The organism is Methylobacterium sp. J-078, assembly GCF_022829285.1.
GTDB lineage: Bacteria > Pseudomonadota > Alphaproteobacteria > Rhizobiales > Beijerinckiaceae > Methylobacterium.
Map to the genome: position 1 here is coordinate 42,750 of NZ_JAKSYI010000052.1, position 22,416 is coordinate 65,165.

Sequence of the window (22,416 nt, forward strand, 5' to 3'; positions counted from 1 at the left end):
GGCTTGGAATGACGGCGCGCGGGCGTGGGATTGCGAATGAACGGCGGGTCGGTCTGGCCCTTGCCGGCGTGTCGATGCTTGTGATGGTCCCGCCGGCCGTTCAAGGTCAGGAAGTGCTTGGTCCGGACGAGCACGCCCGAGAGGCGCAGGGCCAGTCTGCGCGTAGCACCCGGCCCGTGCATGAGCGAACCGGGAGCATCCTCGCCCTCGCGCCGGAGGCTTCAGCCCCGAGCACCGCGAAGCGTGTCGCCCTGGCGATCCCGAAAGGGCCGCTCGAATCGGCCCTCGTCGCCTTCACCGAACAGGCCGGGATCAAGCTCGTCTACGCGACCGACCTCACGACGCGGCTAGTAACGGACGGCCTCGACGGCGCCTTCGAGCCCCTCGACGGCCTCGGCCGGCTCCTCGCCGGAACCGGAATGAGCTTTCGCGCGGTCGGCCCCTCCACCATCACGCTGGTGAACCCGCGCTACGTCCAGCTCGGCGGCGAGCCGGCCAACGCGGTCGCGCTCGAGGAACTCCACGTGGCCGGGTCCGCGCAGGCTCCGGGGGTGGTCACCGGCTTGCCGCCGCGTTCCGGCACCGTGGGGCAACCGCCCGTCCCCTATGCGGGCGGCCAGGTCGGCAGCGGCACGCGGGTCGGCCTCCTCGGCAACCGCTCTGTCCTGAAAACGCCCTTCAACGTGACGGGCTACACGGAGAAGCTGATCAATGATCAGGAGGCACGCTCCGTCGGCGACGTCGTGCTGAACAATCCGTCCGTGCGCAGCGACGCCCCGCCCTACAGCGAGCGCGACTCGTACTTCATCCGCGGCTTCTCGGTCACCAACCTCGACACCGCTTTCGACGGCCTGTTCTACATTGCCAATCCGCGCCGCAGCTTCACCGAGGGGCTGGAGCGCGTCGAGGTCCTGCTCGGGCCGACGGCGCTTCTCAGCGGTGGCACCGGTCGCGTCGGCGGCACCATTAACCTCGTGCCGAAGCGGGCCTATGACGAGCCGCTTACACGGATCACCACGAGCTACTTCAGCGATTCGCAGTTCGGGACCCATCTCGATTTCGGGCGGCGCTTCGGCACGTTCAAGGAGTGGGGCGTGCGCTTCAACGGCGCCTACCGCAACGGCGACACGCCGCTGGACAAGAACGCCATCGAGGTCGGCGTCGCGGCGCTTGGCATCGACTACCGCAACGACCGCTTCCGCGCCTCGTTCGATTTCAACCACTCGACCCAGAACATCACGGCACCGACCTCGCTGTTCAATGCGGTCGCGCCCGGCATTCCCGTGCCACGCGCGCCGAACGCACGCCGCAACACCGCGAATGCCTTCGAGTACAACGACAGCCGCTACAACATGGCCGCCGGCCGGGTCGAGTACGACATCCTACCCGAGACGACGATCTACGCGGCCGGCGGTCTCAGCCGATACAACGAGGACTTCCTGACTTCGAACTACCGCGTGATCAACACGACCGGGCTGGCGACGAACTCGCTCGCCATCCAGCCCCTGGAACTGCAGGGGTTCACCGGTGAGGTGGGCATCCGGACGAGCTTCCAGACCGGTATCGTCGGGCATCAATTTACGGTGGCGGCCGTCGAGGCGGTCAACAAGAACTACTCGCGCGGCTTCGTCCCCTTCGCGCTGCCGATCTACAACACCAACATCTACAACCCGGGCGACCTGCCGTTCGGCTCCGTCGCCACGGGCCTGTTCCCCCGCTCCGAACAGCAGCCTCTGTTTACGGAACTCTCCGCGCGCAGCGTCGCCATCGCCGACACCCTGTCGCTGGGCGAGGACCGGTTCCTGCTGACCCTGGGCGGTCGCTTCCAGGACATCGATCTGAAGAGCTACGCCACGCGTCCGGGCCCGACGCAGGGCAACCTGGCCACCAGCTACCAAGAGGGCCGGTTCAGTCCCGCCATCGCGTTGGTGATCCGTCCCTTTGAGAACCTGTCGTTCTACGGAAACTACATCGAGTCCCTCGATGCGGGGCCGTCCGCCCCGGCGACGGCGATCAACTCCAGTGACGTCTTCGCCCCCGTGGTTAGCCGGCAGAAGGAGGTCGGCGCGAAGGTCGATTTCGGCACGGTTTCGCTCACGACCTCACTCTTCGAGATCGAGCAGCCGAGCGCCTTCACCGATCCCGCCACGAACCGGTTTTCCGTGAGCGGCCTGCAGCGCAATCGCGGCATCGAGGTCAACGTGTTCGGCGAACTCGTTCCGGGTGTGCGCCTGCTGGGCGGTGTGACCCTGATCGACGCGAAGCTCGTCAACACGGTGGGCGGCCGGTTCGACGGCAAGGCGGCGCCGGGCGTTCCCGATACGGCGTTCAACCTCTACGGCGAAGTCGACCTGCCGCCGTGGCTGGTTCCGGGCCTGACCCTGACGGGGCGGGCGATCTACACCAGCAGCATGTTCTACAGTCAGGACAACACCCAGTCGGTACCGGACTGGACGCGGTTCGATGCGGGCCTGCGCTACACGTTCGAGGGCGTGAACGGGAAGCCGGTGGTGATGCGCGCCACGGTTCAGAACATCCTCGACGACTCGTACTGGGCCTCCGCCGCGCGCGGCTTTCTCGCGGTTGGCGCTCCCCGGACGGTCATTCTCTCCGCGACCGTCGACTTCTGATGTGACCGGCGGACCCGACATCGTGCGATCCGGGCCGGTGATGCGGGAGGGCCCGGCATGAGGGCAAGCTTTCGCCAGTCCATGGCGTGGCTGCACACCTGGTCGGGCCTGATCGTCGGCTGGGTGCTGTTCGCGATCTTCGTGACGGGCACGGCGAGCTACTACCGGACCGACATCTCCCGCTGGATGCGGCCCGAACTCGGCCTCGCCGAGCCCCTGCGCGGCCCCGAGCTCGCCGACGCTACCGAGCGGGCCGTGGCCTACCTCGCCTTGCACGCGCCGCGGGCCCGGTCGTGGTTCATCGGCCTGCCACGGCCCGAGAAGCCGGTGCTCGACCTGTTCTGGCGCACCCGTCCGGGTGAGCCGCCGGGCCACGTGCACCTCGATCCGGCCACCGGGGCCGAAGCGGTCGTTCGCGACACCGAGGGCGGCGACTTCCTCTACCGGTTCCATTTCGAGCTGCACATGGCGCCTCTCTGGGGGCGCTGGGTGGTCGGCATCTGCGCGATGATCATGCTGGTGGCGCTGATCTCCGGCATCCTCATCCACCGGCGCATCTTCGTGGATTTCTTCACCTTCCGCCGGGACAAGGCGCCGCGCCGCAGCTTCCTCGACGCGCACAACGTCAGCGGCGTGCTGGCGCTGCCGTTCCACCTGATGATCACCTATACGGGCGTCGTCACCCTGGCGACGTTCTACATGCCCTGGGGCGTGACGACAGCCTATCAGGGAAACACCCAGGCCTTCTTTTCCGAGGCCGCCTGGATCACGACGCCGCGCCGGCCGGCGAACCGGCCCGCCGTCCCGACCCCGGTCGGCCCCCTCGTGGAGCGCGCGGTCGCGATGGTCGCCGAGCCCCTGGAACGCCTCACCATCGTCAACCCGGGCGACGCCCACGCGACCGTCGTCGCGCTGTTCTCGGAGCCGCGCGGCATCGCCCGCGACCATCCGCAGATCGCCTTCGACGGCGTCAGCGGCGCGGTGCTGGAGGTGCGCGGACTCGATCTCAGGGCCGCCGCCAAGACCTTCACGACCATGACGGGCCTGCACGAGGCGCACTTCGCCGGCGGTGCCGTGCGCCTGCTGTTCTTCCTCTGTGGCCTGATGGGCTGCGCCACGGTGGCGACCGGGATCATCCTGTGGTCCCTCGCGCGGCTGCCGCGGGCGGGCGAGCGAGCCTTCCCGGGCCTTCGCCTCGTCCAGGCCCTCAACGTCGGCGTCGTGGTGGGCCTGCCGGCGGCCGTGGCCGTCTACTTCCTGGCCAACCGGCTGCTGCCCGTCGGCCTTGCCGGCCGGGCCGAATGGGAGATCCGCGCCTTCTTCGGGGCCTGGATCATCGCCGCGCTGGTGCCGTTGGCCCGCTCGCATCGCCGGGCATGGTGCCAGGGGCTCTGGGTGGTGGCGCTCCTCTGCCTTGCCGTCGTGGCGGCCGACATCCTCACCCTGCCGCAGCACAGCCTGCGCCGGTCCGGCGCCGATCCGCTCTTCGCGTGGTTCGACGCCGCGATGCTGGCGCTGGCATTCCTGTTCGCCGTCGCGGCCCGGCGGGTCGCCCGCTACGAGGCGCCGGAGCGACGGCACCGGCAACCCCTAATGGCAGGCTCCGCGATGTCGGCGCCAGCCACTCGGATCGACTCGTGAGCACCGATCACCAGACGCATGTCGGGAAGACGTAAGTTGGCTCCTTCGAGTTTCATTCGTGTCTTGATCAAAAGTAATTCTAATGAAAGTCTCGTAAAAAAGACATTTCTTGCTCCTGTGTTGACTATGCCATAGGAAATAAGTAAGATGTTGTGCAATATGGTTCATTTTATGGAACCTTTCTGCTCGAAATATCATTTCGAAAGCTAGAAAACTTGATCCGGGTCAAGTTGTCGCGTCGATCTTCTGAAGGATGATCGGGGGACATCCATGGTCCATTCGCGCCGGACAAGCCGGCTGTTGCTGGTCCCGCTCGCGGATTGCTCGATCATCCAGGGCTCGAACGAGGTTCGGTCGTCATGCCACCATCGTCTCAAGCCGTCGCGGAGGCGGCGGCGTTCCGCAGCTTCGCCAACGGCTACCTGCGCGAGATCGACCCCGGCATCCCGGTCCGCCACACGCTGCCGGACGGCCCTACGGCGGGATGCGTGGAGTGGAATCTGCGCAGCCGCCGCCTCGCGATCCGCGCGGAAATCCGGTCCCCGTCCCTGTGCGGCGCGCAGGGCTTCGGCCGCCTCTGGACCCGCCATCTCCACGAGCCGCGGTGGCGCGATGTGCCGCCGATGCACGCGCTTCAGGAGCTTCTCGGCGAGGCCTATGCCCGCGTCGGCCTGGGCGAGGCCGCCCGCACGCAGGAACTCGAACTGCTCGGGCGCATCCTCGACAGTTATCGCGAGACGGCCCGCCAACTCGACCTCGCCGCGCGGGAGACGGGCGAGGATACAAGCTTCATCGGAACCGAGCGCGCCCTGGTGTTCGGCCACTGGCTCCACCCGACGCCGAAGAGCCGGCAGGGCCTCTCGATCTGGCAGGCGCGCGCCTACGGACCTGAGGAGGCGGGGGGGTTCCGGCTCGCGGTGTTCGCCGTCGAGGCGGCCCGCGTCCGCCACGATTCGGCTGTTCGGCGATCCGCGCCGGAGATCGCCCTCGACCTCCTCGGCGCCGATGCCGCGCGCCTGCCGCTGCGCCCCGGCGAGATCGCCCTTCCCATGCACCCGCTCCAGGCCGACGCGCTGATGCTGGAGCCGCATGTAGCCGCGATGGTGGAGGCGCGGCAGGTCCGGCGCCTCGGCGATTTCGGCCCTCGCTACACGGCGACCTCCTCGTTGCGGACCGTCTACGCACCAGACAGCCCGTGGATGGCGAAGTTCTCGCTACCAGTCACGCTGACCAATTCCCTGCGGCTGAACCGCTTCGCCGAACTCGAAGCCGGCGTTGCCATGGCACGGCTGCTGGCCCTGAACGGCTTTGGCACCCGCCATTCCGCCTTCCGGATCGTGTCCGACCCGGCCTACCTCACCCTGCACTGTCCGGGGCGCGCCGAGAGCGGATTCGAGACGGTTTTGCGCGAGAATCCGTTTCGCGGCGGCGCCGAGCGGGGCGTCGCGACGCTGGCGGCCCTCACGGCCGAGCCGCTGCCCGGCCGTGCCTCGCGGCTGGAAGCGCTGCTGCGCCGCGTCGCTCCCGGTGGCGTCTCCGCGCGGGCCCACGCCGCGCGGGCCTGGTTCGGCCTCTACCTCGACTGCATGCTGGAACCCATCGTCGCCCTCTACGATGCCCATGGCATCGCCCTGGAGGCGCACCAGCAGAACGCGCTCCTTGATGTCGCCACCGGCTGGCCGCGCCGGGGCTATTACCGGGACAACCAGGGCTTCTACCTGTCCGAGGCGGCGCGGCCCCGGCTCCTGCGCCAGGCGCCCGAGACGGCCACCATCGCGGGTCTCTACTTCCCTGAGTCGGAGGTGAACCGGCGCCTCGGCTACTACTTGGTGGTCAACCAGATCTTCTCCGTGATCGCCCGGATGGGGCATGACGAGATCCTACCCGAGGCGATCCTCCTCGACGACCTCGCCGCCCGCCTGGAGGCGATGGCGCGCCGCATGACCGGCGCGGGCCGCACCTTCGCTCGTTCGGTGGTGGAGGGATCGACCCTCTGCACCAAGGCCAACCTGCGTGTGCGCCTCGCGGACCGCGACGAGCTCGCCTCGGGGGACGGGACGGATACCTATCGCGATATGCCGAACCCGCTCCGCGCGCGGGCGATGCTGCGCAGCGAGGCCGGCTGTGCCCTTGCCTCTTGAGCGCGTGGACCGACCGGAGGCGCGCGTCCTGCGCCAGCTCGCGGAAGCGGCCCTGTTCGAAGGCCTCGCCGAACGGGAGCCGGCGCAGGATACGGAATACCTCGCCTGGCGGATCGGCGCGCTGCGCCTGCGTGCCATCGGCAGCTTCGGCCCGTTCGACCGCCCGCGCCTCGCCCCCGGAACGATCGAGATGGCGGGGTCGGGCGGGTCCTGGCATGCGGCCGACCTCGTCACCCTGGTGGAGGCTCTTCCTGGCGAGGGGGAGCGCCGGGTTCGCCTGCTGGCGGAACTCCGGCAGACGATCGCGCTCTGCCGCTGGAATGCCGAGACCCTACGCGCGCCCGACCGCCGCGCCCTGCCCTTCGCGGCCCTCGACGCCGCGCTATCGGAGGGCCATCCCTATCACCCGTGCTTCAAGGCGCGCACCGGCTTCAGCCTGGACGATCACCGTCGCTACGGGCCGGAATCCGCCGCACCCTTCCGCCTCGATTGGCTGGCCATTCGCCGGGACTCCCTTGCCCTGTCGCTGCCGGGGCAAGAGGCGGCGTTCTGGCAGGCCGAACTCGGCGGGGAGACGCAGGTTCTGGGGCGTCGCCTCGGCGAGGCCGGGCATTCCTTCGAAACCCACGCCCTGCTCCCCGTCCATCCCTGGCAGATGCGTCGGCTCACGGTGGGGCCGCTGCGGTCCTGGTTCGCCGAAGGACGTGCGGTAGCCCTGGGATCCGCCGGTCCACGCTACCGCGCCACCCAATCCCTTCGCACCCTGCACAACCTCGACGATCCAGGCGCCGCCAGCGTGAAGCTCGCCCTCGACGTCGTCGTGACGTCGAGCCCGCGAACCCTCGATCCGCGCTTCGTCCTGACCGCCCCCGCCCTGTCGGACTGGCTGGCGGGGATCGTCGCGGGCGACCCGCTCCTGCGCGGACGCTACAGGCTGGACGTCCTGCGCGAATACGCGGCCGTCCTCGCCGACCGCAACGGGTCTTGCGCGGGCCAGCTCGCGGCGATCTGGCGCGAGAGCCCGGATCTCGCTCACGGCGAGGCGGCCGTGCCCTTCAACGCCCTGATGGTGTGCGAGGCCGACGGTACCGCTTTCATCGAACCGTGGCTGGCGCGCCATGGGCTGGCGGCGTGGCTCGACCGCCTCGTCGAGATCGCGCTCCTCCCGGTCTGGCATCTTCTGGTGGCTCACGGCATCGCCCTGGAGGCGCACGGCCAGAACATGATCCTGGTCCACCGCGACGGCTGGCCCGAGCGGGTGATCTTGCGCGACTTCCACGAGAGCGCGGAATACGGCGTCGACTTCGTCGCCGAGCCGGGGCGCGTACCGGATTTCGGCGCCATCGACCCTGCCCATGCCGGCCCTGTGGATGACCGTTTCCATGCCATGCGTTCGCCCGCCGTGCTGGCCGAACTCGTCAGCGACAGCCTGTTCGTCTTCGGCGTCTCCGAGATCACCCACCTGCTCGGCCGGCTGCACGGACTGGACGAGGCGGGTTTCTGGCGCGGCCTCGGCCTTCGACTGGCGCGGCACGCCACCGCGCACGGCCTTCAGGACCGCTTCGCACGCCTCTGCATCGACGCTCCCTCGCTGACGGTGGAGGCGCTGCTGGCGCGCAAGCTCGGGCTCGCGGAGGCGGATTGCAGCCGCCGCGTGTCCAACGCGCTGTTCTTCTTGCCCCAACAATCCTCCGGAGACGCCATGATCGAGATCGACGGATGCACCATCGATACGGATGCGATGGAGGCCGCCATCTGCCGGGTCGGGCGCCATGCCCGGCTGACGGGCGGCAGAGGCGAGCGTGTCGCCATGCGCCTGCGTGACACTACCGAATGCCTCGCCTTCATCCTGGCCGCGCGCCGGGTCGGCGCGACGCTCCTGCCCATCCACTTCGCCGTCCCGGATGACGGTGCCCGGCGGCTCGCCGCCCGCGCCGGCTGTCACCGGATCTTCCTCGATAACCTGGACGGCGAGGCGATCGTGGACGCAAGCCCACCGGTCCCGGGTGAGGGGCAGCTCCTTCAGATGAGTTCCGGCACGACGGGCGAACCCAAATGCATCGCGCGGGCCTGGAGCGCCGTGGAGCGCGAAGTGGAGAGCTATGTCGCGGCCTTCACCGAGCCGGCCGGGATGACCCCGGTCGTCGCCTGCCCGATCACGCATTCCTACGGGCTGATCTGCGGGGTGTTCGTCGGCCTGCGGCGCGGGCGCGTGCCGGTGCTGCTCGACACCACCAATCCGAAATACCTGCTGCGCCGCCTGCGCGAGATCGAGCGTCCGCTGCTCTACACGGCGCCGGCCCTCCTCCACACCCTCGCGCGGATGCTGCCGGAGGACGCGCGCATCCACGCGGCCATGACCTCTGGCACCCTCCTGCCCGCGCCCTGGTTCGAGACCATCCGGGGCCGGGTCGAGCACCTTTTTCAGCAATACGGCTGCTCGGAGGCCGGCTGCATCGCCATCAACCCGGATTTGCAACAGCCCAACGCCATCGGCAGACCCCTGCCCCATCACCGCGTCGCGGCGGGTATGGGCGCGGAGCATCCGGCCGAGATCGTGGTGGAGACCGAGGCCGGGTCCATCCGCACCGCCGATCTTGGGTATCGCCGGGCCGACGGCATGCTGGTCTTCGTGTCGCGCCTCGACGACACGATCAACGTCTCCGGGCTCAACGTCTATCCGGGCGAGGTCGAGGACGTGGTGATGGCGATGCCGGGCATCACCGACGCGGTGGCCTTCGCCCGGCCCGATCCCTTCGCGGGCGAGCGGGTCACACTGATGTTCAGCGCCGAGGCGCCCGTGCCGCCCCGAGCCCTCCAGGATTGGTGCCGGCGCTGGCTCGCCGGCCATCAGGTCCCCGGCGAGGCCGTTCAGGTCGCGGCGATCCCCCGTCAGGCCAACGGCAAGATTTCGCGCCGCGCTGTGGCCGAGCGCCATCGAAGCGGCCTCTTGGCAGAGGCCGAGGCATGAAGCGCGAGACCATCGTCACCGCCATCGGCACCGTGCTGCGCGAGGAGATGCATCATCCCCACCTCGACGGCTTCGGTCCGCAGGCCCGGCTCAACGAGGACCTCTACCTCGACTCCGTCCAGCTCCTGCAACTCATCCTCGCCCTGGAGATGACGCTCGGCCTGTCCGTTCCCGAGACGTCGATGAGCCGGCAGGCGATCGCTACAGTCGACGATCTCGCGGCGATCCTCGCCCCGGCTGAGCAGCCCGCAGCACAGCCTCGGGAGGTCACGGCGCAAGCCGATGGGCCGGCGGCGATGGCCGAGGGCGTCCATGGCGAGATGCCGTACGACCTGAAGATCCATTGCTTCGTCAGCTGCGTCTGCGACGGGCTGAAGGCGCGCGGGATCGACCACCGGCCGTTCTACGCCTTGATCTGGGACGCCGAGTTCGCCATCACCGAGGATTTCCGGCTCGCCTACCATTCCGACGCGATGGACCACGAGTCCTTCCGCTACTGGTTCGAGCGCCTCTACGGCGTACCGCTCCTGGCCTGGTACGACCATGCGGCCTCGAAGGACGCGAACGTCGCCACCCTCCTCGGCCTCCTCGCGCGGCGCTCGCCGGACGAAATCATCATGGTGATGCTGGACATGTTCCACCTGCCGGAGCGGGAGAACAAGTTTAACCAGAACCCCTTCCCGCACTACCTGCTGGTGGCGCTCTCCGACGACCCCGAGGCCTGGCAGGTGCGCGATCCCGATTTCCGCTGGGAAGGACGTATCGCGCGCGACACACTCCTCACCGCGATCCGCCAGCCGACCGTCGCCGGCGGTTACCGCTTCGATCCGTCCCTCGCCCACCCGCCGGCGGATGCCGATCTCGCGCCCTTCTTCGCGGCGTGCTTGCGCCCCGACGCTAATCCGCTGATCGACGCGGTGCGCGCCATCGTCTCGGCGCATGCGGAGGCGCGGGGCGGCTTGCGTCTCGCCGATGTCGGCACGGCGCTCCGGGAACTGCCGGTCATCACGATCCGCAAATGGGCCTACGAGCACGGCTTCGCCTTCATCTGGCGCGCCCTGCGCTGGCCCGACGCCGAGTTCCAGCGGATCTGCGACGCGATTGAGGTGCTGGTTAACGGCCTGACCGCGCTGCACTACGCCGTCCTCAAGCTCGCCAGGACCGAAGACGCCACCCTCGTCGCACCGATCTTCGAGCGTCTCGACACCCTCGACGCGGCGGAATTCACGATCAAGCGGCAACTCGGCGAAGCGTTCGAGGCGTGGCGCAAGACCAAACTCGTCTCTGGGCGAGGAACCCCTTTCCGCGAAAGGCTCGACGCATGAGACTGTCCCTCTGCACCATCAGCTTTCGCCACCACCTCCTGTCGATCGGCGAGATCGCCCGTTTCGCACGCGGCAGCGGCTTCGACGGCATCGAGCTCTGGGGCGTCCACGCGCGCAACATCGGGCCGGGTGATCACGGCGCCTGGCTCGCCCATTACGGCCTGCGCGTGCCGATGCTGAGCGACTATCTTCTCCTCGACGCACCATCAGAAGCCCTGACGCGGAGCCTCGCCGAATTGTGCCGGCTGGCGGAGATCTGGCAGGCGCCGCGCCTGCGCACCTTCGCGGGGAGCAAGGCCAGCGCCGCTACCTCAACGGAGGAGCGCGCCCTGATCGCGCGCCGCCTGCGAAGCGCGGCCCGCACCTTGTCGGACCACGGCCTGCGGCTCCTCGTGGAGACCCACCCCGGCACCCTGGCCGACACGACGGACTCCCTCGAGCGCTTGCTGGACGAGGTCGACCACCCGGCGCTCAAAGTGAATTTCGACATCCTCCACGTCTGGGAGGGGGGCGACGACCCGCGCGCGGCACATGACCGGCTCGCGGAGCACATCGACTACTATCATCTCAAGAACGTGCGCGACCGCGCCGACTTGTCGGTGTTCGAGCCCGCCAACGTCTACGCCGCCGCCGGGCGGCGCGACGGCATGACCGGCCTGTTCGACGGCGTCCTGGACTACGCGGCTTTCCTCGAAACACTGCATCCGGACGCGGAGGGCTCCCTCGAATGGTTCGGCGGCTCCTGCTTCTCCGTCCTGCCGGCCGACCTGTCCGGGGTCCGGCGCACCACCGCCCGGCGCCACAACGAACAGGCGTTCCATCTCGACGTCGCGGGTTGAGCGCGCCGCCTCCGCGAACGAAGCTTCCTCCACCCAGCAGGATCGTGCCATGCCCGAGAGCCGCGCCGTCGTCCCGACGCCCCACGCGAGCCGCTACCTTCAGCAACTTTGCAAGCACTGGTCGCACCGATTCGAGATCGAATCCAGCGCCACCCTCGCTCGGATCGCCCTGCCTCTCGGCGAGACGCAGCTGAGCGCCGATGCGGAAGCGCTGACCATCGATCTGTCGGCCGACGACGCAGCCAGGCTCCCCGATCTGCGCGACGTCGTGGTGCGCCATATCGAGCGCTTCGCGTTTCGCGAGACCCTGCGCTTCCAGTGGTCGTGACGCATTCGGCCCGATCCGGGGCCGAAAATTCTTCCGACATCTGGGAGGTGACATGATGGATTCCGAAGCCAAGATCCGGGCCATGCGCGACACCGACGCGCCGGGCATCTTCGAGATCTACAATCAGCCGTCCTTCCGCTTCGGAACGCTCGCGCTGCCCTATGAATCCTTCGAGACCGTTCGGAAATGGGCGGAGCCACGGTCCCCGCGCGACCTGCACCTCGTGGCGGACCTGGGCGGCCGCGTCGTGGGCGCGGCGGCCCTGCGCCCCTTCTACGGGCGCCGCGCCCATGCGGCGGAGTTCTGGATCGCCGTGCACGATGACATCGCCGGGAAGGGTGTCGGCTCAAGCCTGCTCGCGGCGATCATCGACACCTCGGACAACTGGCTCAACGTCACGCGCATCGAGATGACGGTATTCACGGATAATGCGCATGCCATCGCCCTCTACGAGAAGTTTGGATTCACCATTGAGGGGACGCACCGGGCCGCGAGCTTCCGGAACGGTACGCTCGTCGACGCGCATTGCATGGCGCGTCTGCGGCCTGACGGGTCGGCGCACACGTGATTCAAGGGTAAGCCTGCCGCCCTGATCGGATTGATCCAGAACATCACCGATCGACATGGCCTTGAAACACAGCTTCGGCGGCTGGCTCGTACCGACGACCTGACGCAACTGGCCAACAGGGCCGAGTTCAACCGCGTCCTCGACGCGCGACTGCATGAGGCGCGTGCTGCGAACGGCGACGTTGGGGTGCTGCTGATCGATCTCGACGGCTTCAAAGGCGTGAACGATGCGCTCGGCAATGCGGCGGGCGACGTCATGCTACGCCATGTAGCCGACTGGCTGCGTTCATCCACCTACGAGCGGTGGCTCCCGCCGCGTCTGGAGGCGATTAGTTTGCGGTCGTCGTACCTCCCGGCCTCAGTCGCGCAGGACTGGACCGAATGGTGCTGCGCCTCCTGCACAACCTTGAGATCGTCATAGATGGACAAAGTCAGATCGCGCGTGTGACGGGAACCATCGGCATCGCTTGGTCTTATTGGGCGGCTGTTGATCTGCGCGCCTGAAATCACTCCAGCGCTCGCCGCATCGACGGTCCTGAGGCTACCCCCAATGCCGTTGACACTGCCGACGTACCCTGCGCTCGCGGCAGGCCCGGTCGTGCTTGTGGCTGGCGCCTCCGCCGTCACCGAGAGTTTGGCAAGATTGGCTTCTGCTGCCTGGGCAGAGGCTCGTTAAGCTTGAGCGCCGTAGGGCACGAGGCTGGCGCAGGAGGCGAGGAGAAGGGTTCGGTAGGCGGGCCGTGAACGAAGGGGCGACATAGGACCTCGGGCGACGTCTGTAGCATGTCACCGCGAAGACGCCGGTCCGCCCGCGACATGCGAACGCCTCGACACCCACCAGGACACCCCGCCCGATGCGTTTCGCGTGTGACCACGATTGACGGCAGGTCTCCTGGCTCGCGGGTCACCGCCCTCTCATCGTCTTCCCAGGCCCAAAGACCCAGTGGCGTGTTGATGATGGGCTCGCCGCTTACAGTTGCGGGGGGGCAGCCGCGGCATCGAGCCCAAAAGCCCTCACCGCGTTCCCTTTTGATCCTCCGGAGAGGAACCGTCGGGCACAAGGAGCCCGACCAAACGGCACGCCGTCAATACTACTTCAGGGCTTTTTGGCCGTGTGTGTTCAGAGGGTAACAAACAATAGCTCTTGACCGCATGTCCTCGGAACACGGCGGCGTCGGCTTCTTTCGCATCATCGCTCAAAAGCGGACTGGCAGATATCCACCCAGTCCAGTCGTGAGCGGACTGGCGGAAGCCGACCCAACACAGTCATTAGGATCGCCATCAGCGCTTCCCGAAAGCGGCCATTCGTCGGCCGTCCGGCAATTTCGGCTCGGGATGGGTAACGGACCTTGACCTTCTGCCCCGAAGCGGACACCGAACCATTGGAGTGCAGCAGTCACCGTCTACCGGCAGAGGCCAAGCTGCCTCTGTCAATGATCTCGACCGCGCCACGACGTAGCTCGACCAGACCAGCCTCTGCCCATTGCGCCAGAATGCGACTCACCACCTCGCGGACGCTGCCGATGTCAGTAGCTATTTCCTGGTCAATCGAAAGACTGGCGCCATGGACCTGATCAAGGGTGAGAGCCGCAAGGTCGATAGGATCTCGTGCCGCAAGCACGACAGCCTCATCCCGATTCCAGTGGACGAGCGTCCGGCGAACAAATTCTGAGTGACCCGTTCTGGCTCCGAACGCATCTGAGGAGGCGGGTATCCCTGACGTAGCTAATTCGCGCATGCCCTTGCGCTTGCGTTCCGTCACGCACCTGATCGCCGCCACCGTCCTCCTGCCCCTGGGCATCCTGCTCCTCGGCCTGTGGGAGCAGGAGCGGGCCGGCGCCGATTGGGCGGACCTCGTCGCCGAGCGGCGGCACCTGACACGCATCGTCGCGGATCTGGAGGCGCGGGCGCCGCCGGACGGGCGCCCCGATTTCCGGATGCAGTTCCGCCGCAACGGCAAGGGTTATGGCGGTCCACTCGCCCTGGTTCAGGCCCGGGCGGCCCGGGACGAGGTCGCGACCCTGACGACGGTCATGGACTGGCGCCGCCTGCTCCCGCCCGTGGTCGTCGCGGCCGGGGGGGGCGCCGCACTCCTGTCGATCCTCGTGCTCCTCGCCGGCGCCGCTCTCGGGCGGCTGGGGCGGGCCTCGCGCGACGCGCTGGTGGCCGGCTTCTCGTGGATGCGCCGCCTGCTGCCGCCGGTGCTCGCCCTCCAGGTGCTCTTTACCACGGCGGGCTTCGTCGCCGCCGTGGTCTTCGAGGCCGGGTTGCTGGCACGGCCCGGGCTGGGCGGCAGCGAGATCAAGATGCTGTTCGTGGCCGTCGTCGCCATCGGGGCGGTCCTGGTCGCGGCGGGCGCCACAGTGCTCGGCCTGCGCCGTGCGCTCTCCGCCTTCGAGCCCGACCCCCTGTCGATCTTCGGCCGGGTCGTCTCGCCCGCCGAGGCGCCGGGCCTGTGGCGGCTGATCGAGGGGCTGGGTGAGCGGCTCGGGGCGTTGAAGCCCGAGGCCGTGGTGGTCGGCCTCACGGGCGGCTTCTTCGTCAGCGCCGGTCCTGCCGTGGTCGAGCCCGGCGGCGCGCCGCTGACGGGCCGGATCCTCTACCTGCCGCTGCCCTACCTCGCCCTCCTGCGGGGCGACGAGGTGGCGGCGATCATCGGCCACGAACTCGCCCACTACGCCGGGGGCGACACCGTCTACAGTCAGCGATTCCTGCCCATCTACGCCGGCGTCGGGCGCTCCCTCGACGCGGTGGCGGAGGGACATGCCGGGTCCTTCGGGCTGCTCGGTCCGTCCCTGCGCCTCGGCGTCTTCGTCATGGAGAACTTCCACCTCGCCGTGCGCCACTGGAGCCGGACCCGCGAGTTCGCTGCCGACGCGGCGGGCGCCAGCCCGGTCTCCGTCGACGCCGCCGCGCGGGTGCTCCTGCGCACCGGGGCCGTGGCCCCCCGCATCGCCGAGACCTTGGACGCCGCCGCCGAAGCGCCCGGGTCCGCCCCGGCCGACCTCGTGGCGGCGAGCCTCGACCACGCCATCGCGCGCGGCCTCGACGATCCGGCGACGCATCTCGAGGCGGAGCAGGCCCACCCCACCGACACCCATCCGCCGACCCGCGAGCGCTTGGCGGCTTTGGGACGGACCCTCGATACCGAACTCCTGGCCGCCGCGGCCGCGGTGCCACCCCCGCACGCGCTCGGCCAGCTCGCCGCCTACTTCGCCGACCCCACCGGCCTCTGCCGCGCGGCGACGCACGACTTCCTCGACGCGGTGCGGACCCGCGACGCGGCGTTCCGCGCGCACCTGGAGGCGACGGTGGCGGAGATCGGCACCGAGGCACGGGTGCTGCGCGAAAGCACCCGCCCGGGGGCCATCGCCCTCCTGGTCGCCGGCGGCTTCTTCATCGGGGTCGCCCTCCTGTGGCTCGCCGCCGGCCTGCCCGGCCTGTCCGCCAGCCAGGCGGGGGCCGTTATGGGGGTGGCGCTGGCCTGCGGGGCGGTCCTCGGCGGCATTGGCGGTTTCCGGCTGTGGCGGGGCGAGCGCACGACGATGATCCTGAGCCCCGATTCCGTGGCGGTGCCCGGCCTCGACCGGCCGATCTCCTGGGACAGCATCGCCGACCTCGACATGACGACCCGGCAGAACGGCGTCGTCACCCGCCTGCTGCTGCCGCCGGAGGCGCCGTTCCCGCAACGGGTGCCGGGCGGCCGCAAGGTGAAGCTCGATGCGGGCCGGCGTATAGTCACCATCACGGCGGGCCTGCCGTACCGGATGTCTGTACAGGACTTCGCCGGCCTCATCGGCCGCTACCGGCAGGCGGCGCAGGCGCGCCGTGTCCTGGCCGAGACCGCGGCGGCCTCCGAATCCTCCCAGACTCCCGTGATCCCGTGAGGTTCCGAGCATGAACACCGCTGCCGACCGCCCCGAGCCCCTGCGCCTGCCGCCGCCCCGCCAGGGCTGGGGCAACATCTTCTGGACCCTATTCGGCCTCGTGGCGCTAGCGGCCCTCCTCGTCGCCTGCGCCGTCTACACGGCCCCGCCCGTGATCTCGGATTGGCAAATCCGGGACACGGCGCGCCCCGTCGCCGCCGCGCGGGTGAGCGACGGCAAGTGCGGCGCCAAGATCGTGCTCCATCTCTGCGACATGACCCTCACCCTGCCCACGCCGACGGGCACGGTGGTGCGCCGGATCAATACCGTGTTCACGGGCATGCACGTGGGCGATTACAGCGTCCGGGTGCTGGCTGATCCGGCCCGGCCCGACCTCGTCACCACCGATCTCGCCCTCGACCGCCTGTGGAACCGCACCGTCACGCTTCTAGTCATCGCCGGGGCGCTGGCGGTCATCATCGTCGCGGCCCTCGCCGCGATGGTGCGCAACCGGCGCGCCGGCGCGATGGGCTAACGCGGTCGCGGCCCGGGCGGATCGCTCCGAAACACGAGGGATAAGGACCAGCACATGATCGTCTTCTGGACCGGGCGCGGCTACTGGGTCGTCCTCTTCGTGGCGCTGGCGATGTTCCTGCCCCTGATCGTCCTGCGGCAGGTCGACGGGCCGGAAGTTGACAGGGCGGTCTGCCTCACCATGAGTCTCGCGGCGCTCGCCGTCCTCGGTCTCGGATGGCGCTGGAACCACGGCACGACCTTCGGGCCGGCCGGGCGCGACCACGCCTTCTGGGGTCTGCCGATGCAGGTCTGGGCCGTGCCGATGCTCGTGTTCGCGGCCCTGCTCGGGACCAGCACCATCACCACGGCGGAGGCTCCGCGCGCCCGCCCTTCCTTCCAGGAATCCAGCGGCGTTGTCCGGTGAATCTCAGCCCCGCGTCACGAAAAACCAGTTCGGCGCGAGGCGGCGGTCGCTCTCGGCCCCGGAGCCGGCCGGAAACGCATCGTCCGGCCGGTACACGAACGACGTGCCCCAGGGCGTGCCACCCGGGATCGGTTCATCCAGGCCGATCTCGCCGCCGGGACCGCGGGTGAACCCAGCGAGCCCGAGGCGTTCGAGGGCGCCGCAGAGGGCGCGGTAGCGGGCGTAGGGAACCCCGAGTTCCCGCAGGACGTCGATCTCCCGCAGACTGTCCGTGTCGCGCGTGCCTTGCGGGCGGTACGGGGTGACGCGCCGGCCGTTGACGAGGTGGGTGTTCTCCCACCACGCCGTTCGCTTCGCCTCCGCCGGAGGATCGTCCCGTCCGCGTTCGAAGGACACCAGGGTGGGCATGGCCGCGATCTCGGCCACCACGGCGTCGAGCCGCGATCGGTTCAGGACGAAGTAGCCCGTCGTCGTTCCGAACGCCGCCCAGATCACGGCAGCAGAGAAGACCGCCAGGGCCAGGAAGGCCGCGACCCGGCGCTTCGCCGCGCGGGCGAACGCTGGCACCGCGACGACGGCCGCGGCGATCCCCGGGGCCGGCGCGTAGGCGACGAGGGCCCAGCCGAACACGACGACACCGCAGCCGCCGACGATGAGGGCCGCCCTTCGCGTCCCGTCGGACCGAGGGGCAATCATGGCGGGACGATCATCGCCGAGAATCCCCGACCAGAATCCTCGAACGGCGCCGTCATCGAACGGCCGCACGGTCGATGCGGGCGCGTCGCGCCGGGAGGTGCCGGCCCAGGAGCACGAGGCCGAGCCAAGCCAAAACCCAAGCCAAAACCCAGGCCGAAAACCACGCCGCGAGCCAGATCTCGTACAGGTGGGCGTCGAGGGCGGCTTCCCCATCGAGGCCGAGCCAGCGCGCGAGCCCGTGCGGGACCGGAAGGTCGGTCCAGAGGAAGACGCGCAGGACCGGGATCGAGAGCAGGCCGACGGCGAGGACGAGGCCGGCCGCCCGGTAGAGGGGCCGCGCCGCGCCCTCCACGGTGCCGACGAGGCCGCCGACGAGGGCCGTGCCGAGCCAGAGTTCGACGGGCCGCAAGGTCGGATCGGTTCCGGGTTCGGCGGGCAGGAGGGGAAACAGCAGGAAGACCGGGGCGAGGCCGAGCGCCAGCAGCAATCCGAGGAGCGGAACGTGCAGCAGCCGCAAGACGCGTCGGCGGACCGGATCGCCGGCGTCGAGGCCCCGCTCAGCCGTCCGCATCGCGCGCCCGGTCGAGGGCCTTCAGGACGCTGGGGTCACCCCGGTGGCGCCGTCGCAGCGTCCGCTCGTCCGCCTCGGCGGCGTCGCAGCGCAGGCGCTTCACGGCCGCCGCGATGGCCCGGCCGCGCGCCGCGTCCGTGGCATCCTCCCCGCCCCAATGGTTGCAGTCCCGCAGCCGCGTCACGTACGCCGTCACGTCGCCCGGCAGAGCGGGCGCGGCCCGGACGGCGAGCGGCCCGAGGAGCGGCGCGGCGAGAAGCGTTGCGAGCGGCTCGGCAGAACCCTTGGCGACCTTGGCGAGAACGGTCCGCATGGCTCTCCATCCTGCCTTTCCTCGGGGCTCCCGCGCCGTATACAGGGAACCCGCATGAGACGCAGTCTTCTCCCCGCCGCCCGCTTCGCCGCCGCCCACTTCGCGCTCTTCGCAGCGTGCCTCCCCGCCCCGTCAGGGGCGGCGGGATGGGAGGCGGCGCGGTTCGAGCCGCCCGCGGAGACCGAGACCGCGACGTCTGGAGAGGGCAAGATGTCGGGGGAGGGCAAGCAGATCACCTGCACCACCTACCGCGATCTCATGGTGCGCGAGAGCGACACCGACACGCCGGACCCCGAGGACGCGACCCTCGTGCCCCTCGCGAACGGTGCCGCCCCCGCCTGCGCCGCCGCGCCGGGGCCGGGTGCGCGCATCCTGGCGACCGCCGGCCAGCGCTTCCTCGGCCGCACGGGCGGGTTCCTCGTCTTTGAGCAGGCGAGCACCAACGGCACCGTCCCGTTCGCGGTGCTCGACGCGGGCATGGGCCGCACCCTGATCCGGGACACGACCGCCGAGGCGGGCATCGACTCCTTCGCGGTCGCGGACGGGACCCTGCGGCTCGGTTTCCAGCGCGGCGTGCAGGGGGCCTGCTCGATCCCGAAGCACGGCGCCGAGTGCTGGGCGCGGATCGCCCGCGACGGGCCGCTTCCGCCCGCCGTCGCGGCCCTGCCGGCGCCCGTGAAGGCCTGCGCCGGGAGCTATCGGGCCGGAAAGGCCCCGAAGGACACGCTCAGCATCGTCTCGTTTCCCGTACGCCTCACGGGGACCGCCCCGCCCACCGTCGAGGCCGGCGGCCCGGTGCGCTGCGCCCCGACACCGTGAAGGCGATCTCCTCGTGAGGGCGGGTCGCACTTTGACAGCGTGCCCGCCCCGTCATCGAACCGTCACGCCAACCCCGCATCCGGGGCCGTCCTACCGAGGAATTGCCGTATGATCTCTCGCCGTCACGCCCTCGTCGCCGCGCTCGCCCTGTCGGTCCTGTCCGCCCCCTCGGCCATGGCCGAGCCGACCATCGGCCTCGCCGAGCGCCGGGCGATCGCGGCCTACCGCCAGGACCGCTACCCCGCGCAGGAGAAGGCGATCCAGGAGGCGGCGGGCTTCGCCGTGCCGGTGGAGGTGGCGTGGGACGACCTCACGCTCCCGGGCGACGCCAAGTACTATTCCGACCCGGACTATTTCGAGAAGACGATCTTCGAGCCCCTCGCCGCCGGGCTGAAGGAGGTGGCCAAGGACAAGATGGGCCGCGACGCTCTGGCCGCGAAACTCAAGACCATCCGCGTCCGCTTCGACGAGAACACCGCGCCCGCCTCGAACTACGCCAAGCGCCTCACGTTCGACGGCGGGGTCCTCGACGTGAACTGGCGGCCGTTCACCAACGTCGCCGACTCGAAGGACCGGGTCGAGGCCGTGGTGAAGCTGCTGGAGAAGGGCCTCTGACGGTGCGTGGCACCGCCCTGGGCCTCGCCGCCCTGCTCGCCGCCTGCGGCGCAGCGGCGGCCGAGCCGGCCGCCCGGTCCGGCACCTACGACAGCCTGACCCTGGCGGTTTCCGGCGATGCGGTGACGGGGGTCTTCGCCGAGCAGCGGGGGGCGGCAGATGCCGGGAGCCCGCAATTCGCCTGCGTGTTCCTCCTGCGCGGGACCCTCGCGGGCGACCGGGCCAAGGTCGAGACGTGGTTTCCCGACGAGCCGGAGCGCATTCCGGGGGACCTCGCCTTCACCCCGGACGGCGCCGCGCTGACCCTCGCGGAGGATCACGGCGGGTGTTCGATGACCACGGGCACCATGGTGGGGACCCCCTACGCGCTCTCGCGGCGTGCGGCGGCGGTCCCGGACGGATGGATCGGCGTCGGCCTCGTGACGGCCGAGCGCACGGCTTTCCGGCCGGAACCCAGCCCGGCTCCGGCCCGGGCGCCCTACCTCGTCCGGCTCGATCCCGTCGCGGTGCTGGAGCGGCGGGACGCCTGGGTGCGCGTGCGCTACCAGGGCGAGAAGACCCCGGTCATCGGCTGGCTGCCGGCGGCCGACCTCGCCGTGGTGACGCCCTGACCCCCTCGCCGCCCGAACGGGCCGAAGGCCCGCCCCCGACCCCAGGACGATCCCATGCGCCGAACGCTGTCCCACACCTTCCTCCCGCTGATCCTCGTGGCCGGCCCGGCCGTCGCCCAGGCCCCCGCCGTGCCGCCGCGCCCGGCCACGACCTGGGTGCCGGTTGAGGAGCCCATGAGCGCGCTCCTCAACGGCGGCCACCGCATCGTCTCCGCCTCCGGTCCGAGCTTCACCCTCGAGCGGGGCGGCAAGTACGTGGTCTGCGAGGTGCGGCCGGCGGGCGGGATGCGCGGGGCTGCCGAGACCACCTCGACCTGCCACCGTGTGAACTGAGGCCGGTGCGATGGACGCCACGGACGCGTCCCTTCGCGCTCGGTTCGATGCCCTGTGGGCGCGGACCGTCGGCACGCCCGGCGCGGCGACGTGGCGGGCCCTCGACGCGGGCTACGGCGCGGCGGACCGGCACTATCACGGCTGGCCCCACGTCGCGGCGCTGCTCACGGGGCACGATTCCGTGCGGGCACATCCCGATTTCGCGGACGTCGACGGCGATGCCATCGATCTCGCCATCGCCTTCCACGACGCCGTCTACGACACCGCCCGCGCCGACAACGAGGCCCGCAGCGCCGACCTGCTGCGTGCCGAGGCGGGGCCGGCGTCCGGGGATGCGCGCGTCCGGGCCGCGATCGCGATGATCCACGCGACGGCGGCGCACGGCCCGAGCGCGGACCCGGCGACACGGCTCCTCCTCGACCTCGATCTCGCCGTGCTCGGTGCGCCGCGCGCCGTCTACGCGGCCTACGCGGCGGCGATCCGCCGGGAATACGCCGCCGTTCCCGAGGCGGCGTGGCGGCTCGGACGCGCTCAGATCCTCGACCGCTTCCTCGCCCGGCCGCGCCTCTACCAGACCGACCTCTTCCACGACCGCTTGGAGGCGGCCGCCCGCGCCAACCTCGCGGCGGAAGCGGCCAGGCTCCGCGCCGGACCCACGGAATAGGCGGACTCACGGAATAGGAACGTCCCGCATGCGTCCCTCGCGTCGCGCCGCGCGCCTCGTCGCGCTCCTCGGCCTGCCCCTCGTGCTCGCGGCCTTCGCGGCGGAGGGCCGGTTCGGCACCACGCGGTACCGCCTCGCCGGGACCGCGTACGCCGTGCCGCACACCTACGAGTTTTCCCGAAATTTCCGCCTGCCCTGGCTCGACGCGCTCCCGGGGCTCGGCCGGGAACCGGCGGATTCGCTCTGGCTGATGCTGCCCGCCGCCGAGGTCGCGGCGGGCCTCCCCGGCTACAGCCCCCTCAGCCACGGCCATGCCGGCCCGTTCGCCGCCGACCTCGTGGTCCACGTCGTCGGCGACCCGGACGGGCGCCGCTTCGCACCCCTCCACGCCCGGCAATGGGGCATTTTCGATGCGCGGCTCGCCGAGGGCGCGCCGTGGCGGCCCGACCCGTCCGGCGGCGAGCGCCTCGTCCATTCCGAGGGCGTCGACCATCGGCGCTTCTACCGCCTCCCGTCCCGGCACGCGGCGCGGCCGGCCGACTAGGC

At 70.2% G+C, this 22,416-nt stretch carries 22 protein-coding genes and 1 riboswitch; of the genes, 18 read left to right on the top strand and 4 right to left on the bottom strand.

Annotation, left to right across the window (positions count from 1 at the left end; genetic code table 11):
• The first annotated feature begins 8 nt into the window (after positions 1 to 8).
• The 9 genes from MKK58_RS05935 to MKK58_RS05975 all read left to right on the top strand — a co-directional run bounded on the left by MKK58_RS05935 (position 9) and on the right by MKK58_RS05975 (position 12,863).
• Positions 9 to 2,630 (top strand): TonB-dependent receptor, encoded by a 2,622-nt coding sequence (locus tag MKK58_RS05935; RefSeq protein WP_243911201.1) that lies wholly within the window; start codon positions 9 to 11, stop codon positions 2,628 to 2,630.
• A 57-nt stretch (positions 2,631 to 2,687) separates the two neighbouring features.
• The gene (locus MKK58_RS05940; protein WP_243911202.1) at positions 2,688 to 4,271 is read left to right on the top strand and encodes a PepSY-associated TM helix domain-containing protein; all 1,584 of its coding nucleotides are present in this window, start codon (positions 2,688 to 2,690) and stop codon (positions 4,269 to 4,271) included.
• A gap of 359 nt (positions 4,272 to 4,630) precedes the next feature.
• Entirely contained in the window at positions 4,631 to 6,412 is a 1,782-nt protein-coding gene (locus MKK58_RS05945) for an IucA/IucC family protein (protein ID WP_243911203.1), read from the top strand.
• Positions 6,396 to 9,383, top strand: coding sequence for an IucA/IucC family protein (locus MKK58_RS05950; RefSeq protein ID WP_243911204.1), 2,988 nt, complete (start codon positions 6,396 to 6,398; stop codon positions 9,381 to 9,383). Before MKK58_RS05945 ends, MKK58_RS05950 begins: the two co-directional genes overlap by 17 nt.
• The gene (locus MKK58_RS05955) at positions 9,380 to 10,708 is read left to right on the top strand and encodes a DUF6005 family protein (protein WP_243911205.1); all 1,329 of its coding nucleotides are present in this window, start codon (positions 9,380 to 9,382) and stop codon (positions 10,706 to 10,708) included. The genes MKK58_RS05950 and MKK58_RS05955 overlap by 4 nt, the downstream gene beginning before the upstream one ends.
• Positions 10,705 to 11,547 carry a sugar phosphate isomerase/epimerase family protein gene (locus tag MKK58_RS05960; RefSeq protein WP_243911206.1) on the top strand — a complete coding sequence of 281 codons (843 nt, stop codon included), beginning with the start codon at positions 10,705 to 10,707 and terminating at the stop codon, positions 11,545 to 11,547. The genes MKK58_RS05955 and MKK58_RS05960 overlap by 4 nt, the downstream gene beginning before the upstream one ends.
• A gap of 49 nt (positions 11,548 to 11,596) precedes the next feature.
• Positions 11,597 to 11,875, top strand: a complete 279-nt coding sequence (locus MKK58_RS05965) for a DUF2218 domain-containing protein (protein ID WP_243911207.1) — start codon at positions 11,597 to 11,599, stop codon at positions 11,873 to 11,875.
• A gap of 52 nt (positions 11,876 to 11,927) precedes the next feature.
• Complete coding sequence (locus MKK58_RS05970; RefSeq protein WP_243911208.1) at positions 11,928 to 12,443, top strand: GNAT family N-acetyltransferase; 516 nt, start codon at positions 11,928 to 11,930, stop codon at positions 12,441 to 12,443.
• 30 nt (positions 12,444 to 12,473) lie between these two features.
• Complete coding sequence (locus tag MKK58_RS05975) at positions 12,474 to 12,863, top strand: GGDEF domain-containing protein (RefSeq protein WP_409565192.1); 390 nt, start codon at positions 12,474 to 12,476, stop codon at positions 12,861 to 12,863.
• 443 nt (positions 12,864 to 13,306) lie between these two features.
• Positions 13,307 to 13,510: riboswitch (cobalamin riboswitch) on the bottom strand.
• A gap of 328 nt (positions 13,511 to 13,838) precedes the next feature.
• On the opposite strand, the gene MKK58_RS05980 is transcribed toward MKK58_RS05975, so the two are convergent.
• On the bottom strand, positions 13,839 to 14,042 hold the full coding sequence (locus MKK58_RS05980; protein ID WP_274533118.1) for a helix-turn-helix domain-containing protein: 204 nt from the start codon (positions 14,040 to 14,042) through the stop codon (positions 13,839 to 13,841).
• 136 nt (positions 14,043 to 14,178) lie between these two features.
• Between MKK58_RS05980 and MKK58_RS05985 the strand changes: the two genes are divergently transcribed.
• The 3 genes from MKK58_RS05985 to MKK58_RS05995 are packed head-to-tail and all read left to right on the top strand — an operon-like array spanning position 14,179 to position 17,248.
• Positions 14,179 to 16,329, top strand: a complete 2,151-nt coding sequence (locus tag MKK58_RS05985; RefSeq protein ID WP_243911209.1) for a M48 family metalloprotease — start codon at positions 14,179 to 14,181, stop codon at positions 16,327 to 16,329.
• Positions 16,330 to 16,339: 10 nt separating this feature from the next.
• Positions 16,340 to 16,843: a hypothetical protein gene (locus MKK58_RS05990; protein WP_056088171.1), complete on the top strand. Its 504-nt coding sequence runs from the start codon at positions 16,340 to 16,342 to the stop codon at positions 16,841 to 16,843.
• A 54-nt stretch (positions 16,844 to 16,897) separates the two neighbouring features.
• Positions 16,898 to 17,248, top strand: coding sequence for a hypothetical protein (locus MKK58_RS05995; protein ID WP_056088173.1), 351 nt, complete (start codon positions 16,898 to 16,900; stop codon positions 17,246 to 17,248).
• Between the two features lie 3 nt (positions 17,249 to 17,251).
• Here MKK58_RS05995 and MKK58_RS06000 read toward each other — a convergent pair whose 3' ends face one another.
• Genes MKK58_RS06000 through MKK58_RS06010 form a run of 3 tightly spaced genes read right to left on the bottom strand, consistent with a single transcriptional unit; the run spans position 17,252 to position 18,828 of the window.
• A complete protein-coding gene (locus tag MKK58_RS06000; protein ID WP_056088175.1) occupies positions 17,252 to 17,944 on the bottom strand; it encodes a hypothetical protein in 693 nt (230 codons plus the stop codon).
• A 52-nt stretch (positions 17,945 to 17,996) separates the two neighbouring features.
• Complete coding sequence (locus tag MKK58_RS06005) at positions 17,997 to 18,515, bottom strand: hypothetical protein (protein WP_243911210.1); 519 nt, start codon at positions 18,513 to 18,515, stop codon at positions 17,997 to 17,999.
• Positions 18,502 to 18,828: a hypothetical protein gene (locus MKK58_RS06010; RefSeq protein ID WP_238278288.1), complete on the bottom strand. Its 327-nt coding sequence runs from the start codon at positions 18,826 to 18,828 to the stop codon at positions 18,502 to 18,504. The genes MKK58_RS06005 and MKK58_RS06010 overlap by 14 nt, the downstream gene beginning before the upstream one ends.
• 54 nt (positions 18,829 to 18,882) lie before the next feature.
• Here MKK58_RS06010 and MKK58_RS06015 point away from each other — a divergent pair, with 54 nt between their 5' ends.
• From MKK58_RS06015 to MKK58_RS06040, 6 genes are all read left to right on the top strand, one after another.
• Positions 18,883 to 19,647 carry a hypothetical protein gene (locus MKK58_RS06015; RefSeq protein ID WP_238278291.1) on the top strand — a complete coding sequence of 255 codons (765 nt, stop codon included), beginning with the start codon at positions 18,883 to 18,885 and terminating at the stop codon, positions 19,645 to 19,647.
• Between the two features lie 108 nt (positions 19,648 to 19,755).
• Entirely contained in the window at positions 19,756 to 20,262 is a 507-nt protein-coding gene (locus tag MKK58_RS06020) for a hypothetical protein (protein ID WP_238278293.1), read from the top strand.
• Positions 20,263 to 20,264: 2 nt separating this feature from the next.
• Positions 20,265 to 20,873, top strand: coding sequence for a hypothetical protein (locus MKK58_RS06025; RefSeq protein WP_238278295.1), 609 nt, complete (start codon positions 20,265 to 20,267; stop codon positions 20,871 to 20,873).
• Between the two features lie 54 nt (positions 20,874 to 20,927).
• Positions 20,928 to 21,206: a hypothetical protein gene (locus MKK58_RS06030; RefSeq protein ID WP_238278297.1), complete on the top strand. Its 279-nt coding sequence runs from the start codon at positions 20,928 to 20,930 to the stop codon at positions 21,204 to 21,206.
• 10 nt (positions 21,207 to 21,216) lie between these two features.
• Positions 21,217 to 21,870, top strand: a complete 654-nt coding sequence (locus MKK58_RS06035; RefSeq protein WP_243911211.1) for a hypothetical protein — start codon at positions 21,217 to 21,219, stop codon at positions 21,868 to 21,870.
• A gap of 28 nt (positions 21,871 to 21,898) precedes the next feature.
• Positions 21,899 to 22,414 carry a hypothetical protein gene (locus MKK58_RS06040; protein WP_238278301.1) on the top strand — a complete coding sequence of 172 codons (516 nt, stop codon included), beginning with the start codon at positions 21,899 to 21,901 and terminating at the stop codon, positions 22,412 to 22,414.
• The last annotated feature ends 2 nt before the right edge of the window (positions 22,415 to 22,416 follow it).

What these genes read in the sequence shown, in the direction of transcription:
- MKK58_RS05965 (WP_243911207.1), top strand. Translation starts at nt 11,597, where the DNA reads ATGCCCGAGAGCCGCGCCGTCGTCCCGACGCCCCACGCGAGCCGCTAC.
- MKK58_RS05935 (WP_243911201.1), top strand. Translation starts at nt 9, where the DNA reads ATGACGGCGCGCGGGCGTGGGATTGCGAATGAACGGCGGGTCGGTCTG.
- MKK58_RS06010 (WP_238278288.1), bottom strand. Translation starts at nt 18,828, where the DNA reads ATGCGGACCGTTCTCGCCAAGGTCGCCAAGGGTTCTGCCGAGCCGCTC.
- MKK58_RS05940 (WP_243911202.1), top strand. Translation starts at nt 2,688, where the DNA reads ATGAGGGCAAGCTTTCGCCAGTCCATGGCGTGGCTGCACACCTGGTCG.
- MKK58_RS05990 (WP_056088171.1), top strand. Translation starts at nt 16,340, where the DNA reads ATGAACACCGCTGCCGACCGCCCCGAGCCCCTGCGCCTGCCGCCGCCC.
- MKK58_RS05970 (WP_243911208.1), top strand. Translation starts at nt 11,928, where the DNA reads ATGATGGATTCCGAAGCCAAGATCCGGGCCATGCGCGACACCGACGCG.
- MKK58_RS05945 (WP_243911203.1), top strand. Translation starts at nt 4,631, where the DNA reads ATGCCACCATCGTCTCAAGCCGTCGCGGAGGCGGCGGCGTTCCGCAGC.
- MKK58_RS05995 (WP_056088173.1), top strand. Translation starts at nt 16,898, where the DNA reads ATGATCGTCTTCTGGACCGGGCGCGGCTACTGGGTCGTCCTCTTCGTG.
- MKK58_RS06030 (WP_238278297.1), top strand. Translation starts at nt 20,928, where the DNA reads ATGCGCCGAACGCTGTCCCACACCTTCCTCCCGCTGATCCTCGTGGCC.
- MKK58_RS06020 (WP_238278293.1), top strand. Translation starts at nt 19,756, where the DNA reads ATGATCTCTCGCCGTCACGCCCTCGTCGCCGCGCTCGCCCTGTCGGTC.
- MKK58_RS05955 (WP_243911205.1), top strand. Translation starts at nt 9,380, where the DNA reads ATGAAGCGCGAGACCATCGTCACCGCCATCGGCACCGTGCTGCGCGAG.
- MKK58_RS06000 (WP_056088175.1), bottom strand. Translation starts at nt 17,944, where the DNA reads ATGATTGCCCCTCGGTCCGACGGGACGCGAAGGGCGGCCCTCATCGTC.
- MKK58_RS06035 (WP_243911211.1), top strand. Translation starts at nt 21,217, where the DNA reads ATGGACGCCACGGACGCGTCCCTTCGCGCTCGGTTCGATGCCCTGTGG.
- MKK58_RS06015 (WP_238278291.1), top strand. Translation starts at nt 18,883, where the DNA reads ATGAGACGCAGTCTTCTCCCCGCCGCCCGCTTCGCCGCCGCCCACTTC.
- MKK58_RS05985 (WP_243911209.1), top strand. Translation starts at nt 14,179, where the DNA reads ATGCCCTTGCGCTTGCGTTCCGTCACGCACCTGATCGCCGCCACCGTC.
- MKK58_RS06005 (WP_243911210.1), bottom strand. Translation starts at nt 18,515, where the DNA reads ATGCGGACGGCTGAGCGGGGCCTCGACGCCGGCGATCCGGTCCGCCGA.
- MKK58_RS06040 (WP_238278301.1), top strand. Translation starts at nt 21,899, where the DNA reads ATGCGTCCCTCGCGTCGCGCCGCGCGCCTCGTCGCGCTCCTCGGCCTG.
- MKK58_RS05960 (WP_243911206.1), top strand. Translation starts at nt 10,705, where the DNA reads ATGAGACTGTCCCTCTGCACCATCAGCTTTCGCCACCACCTCCTGTCG.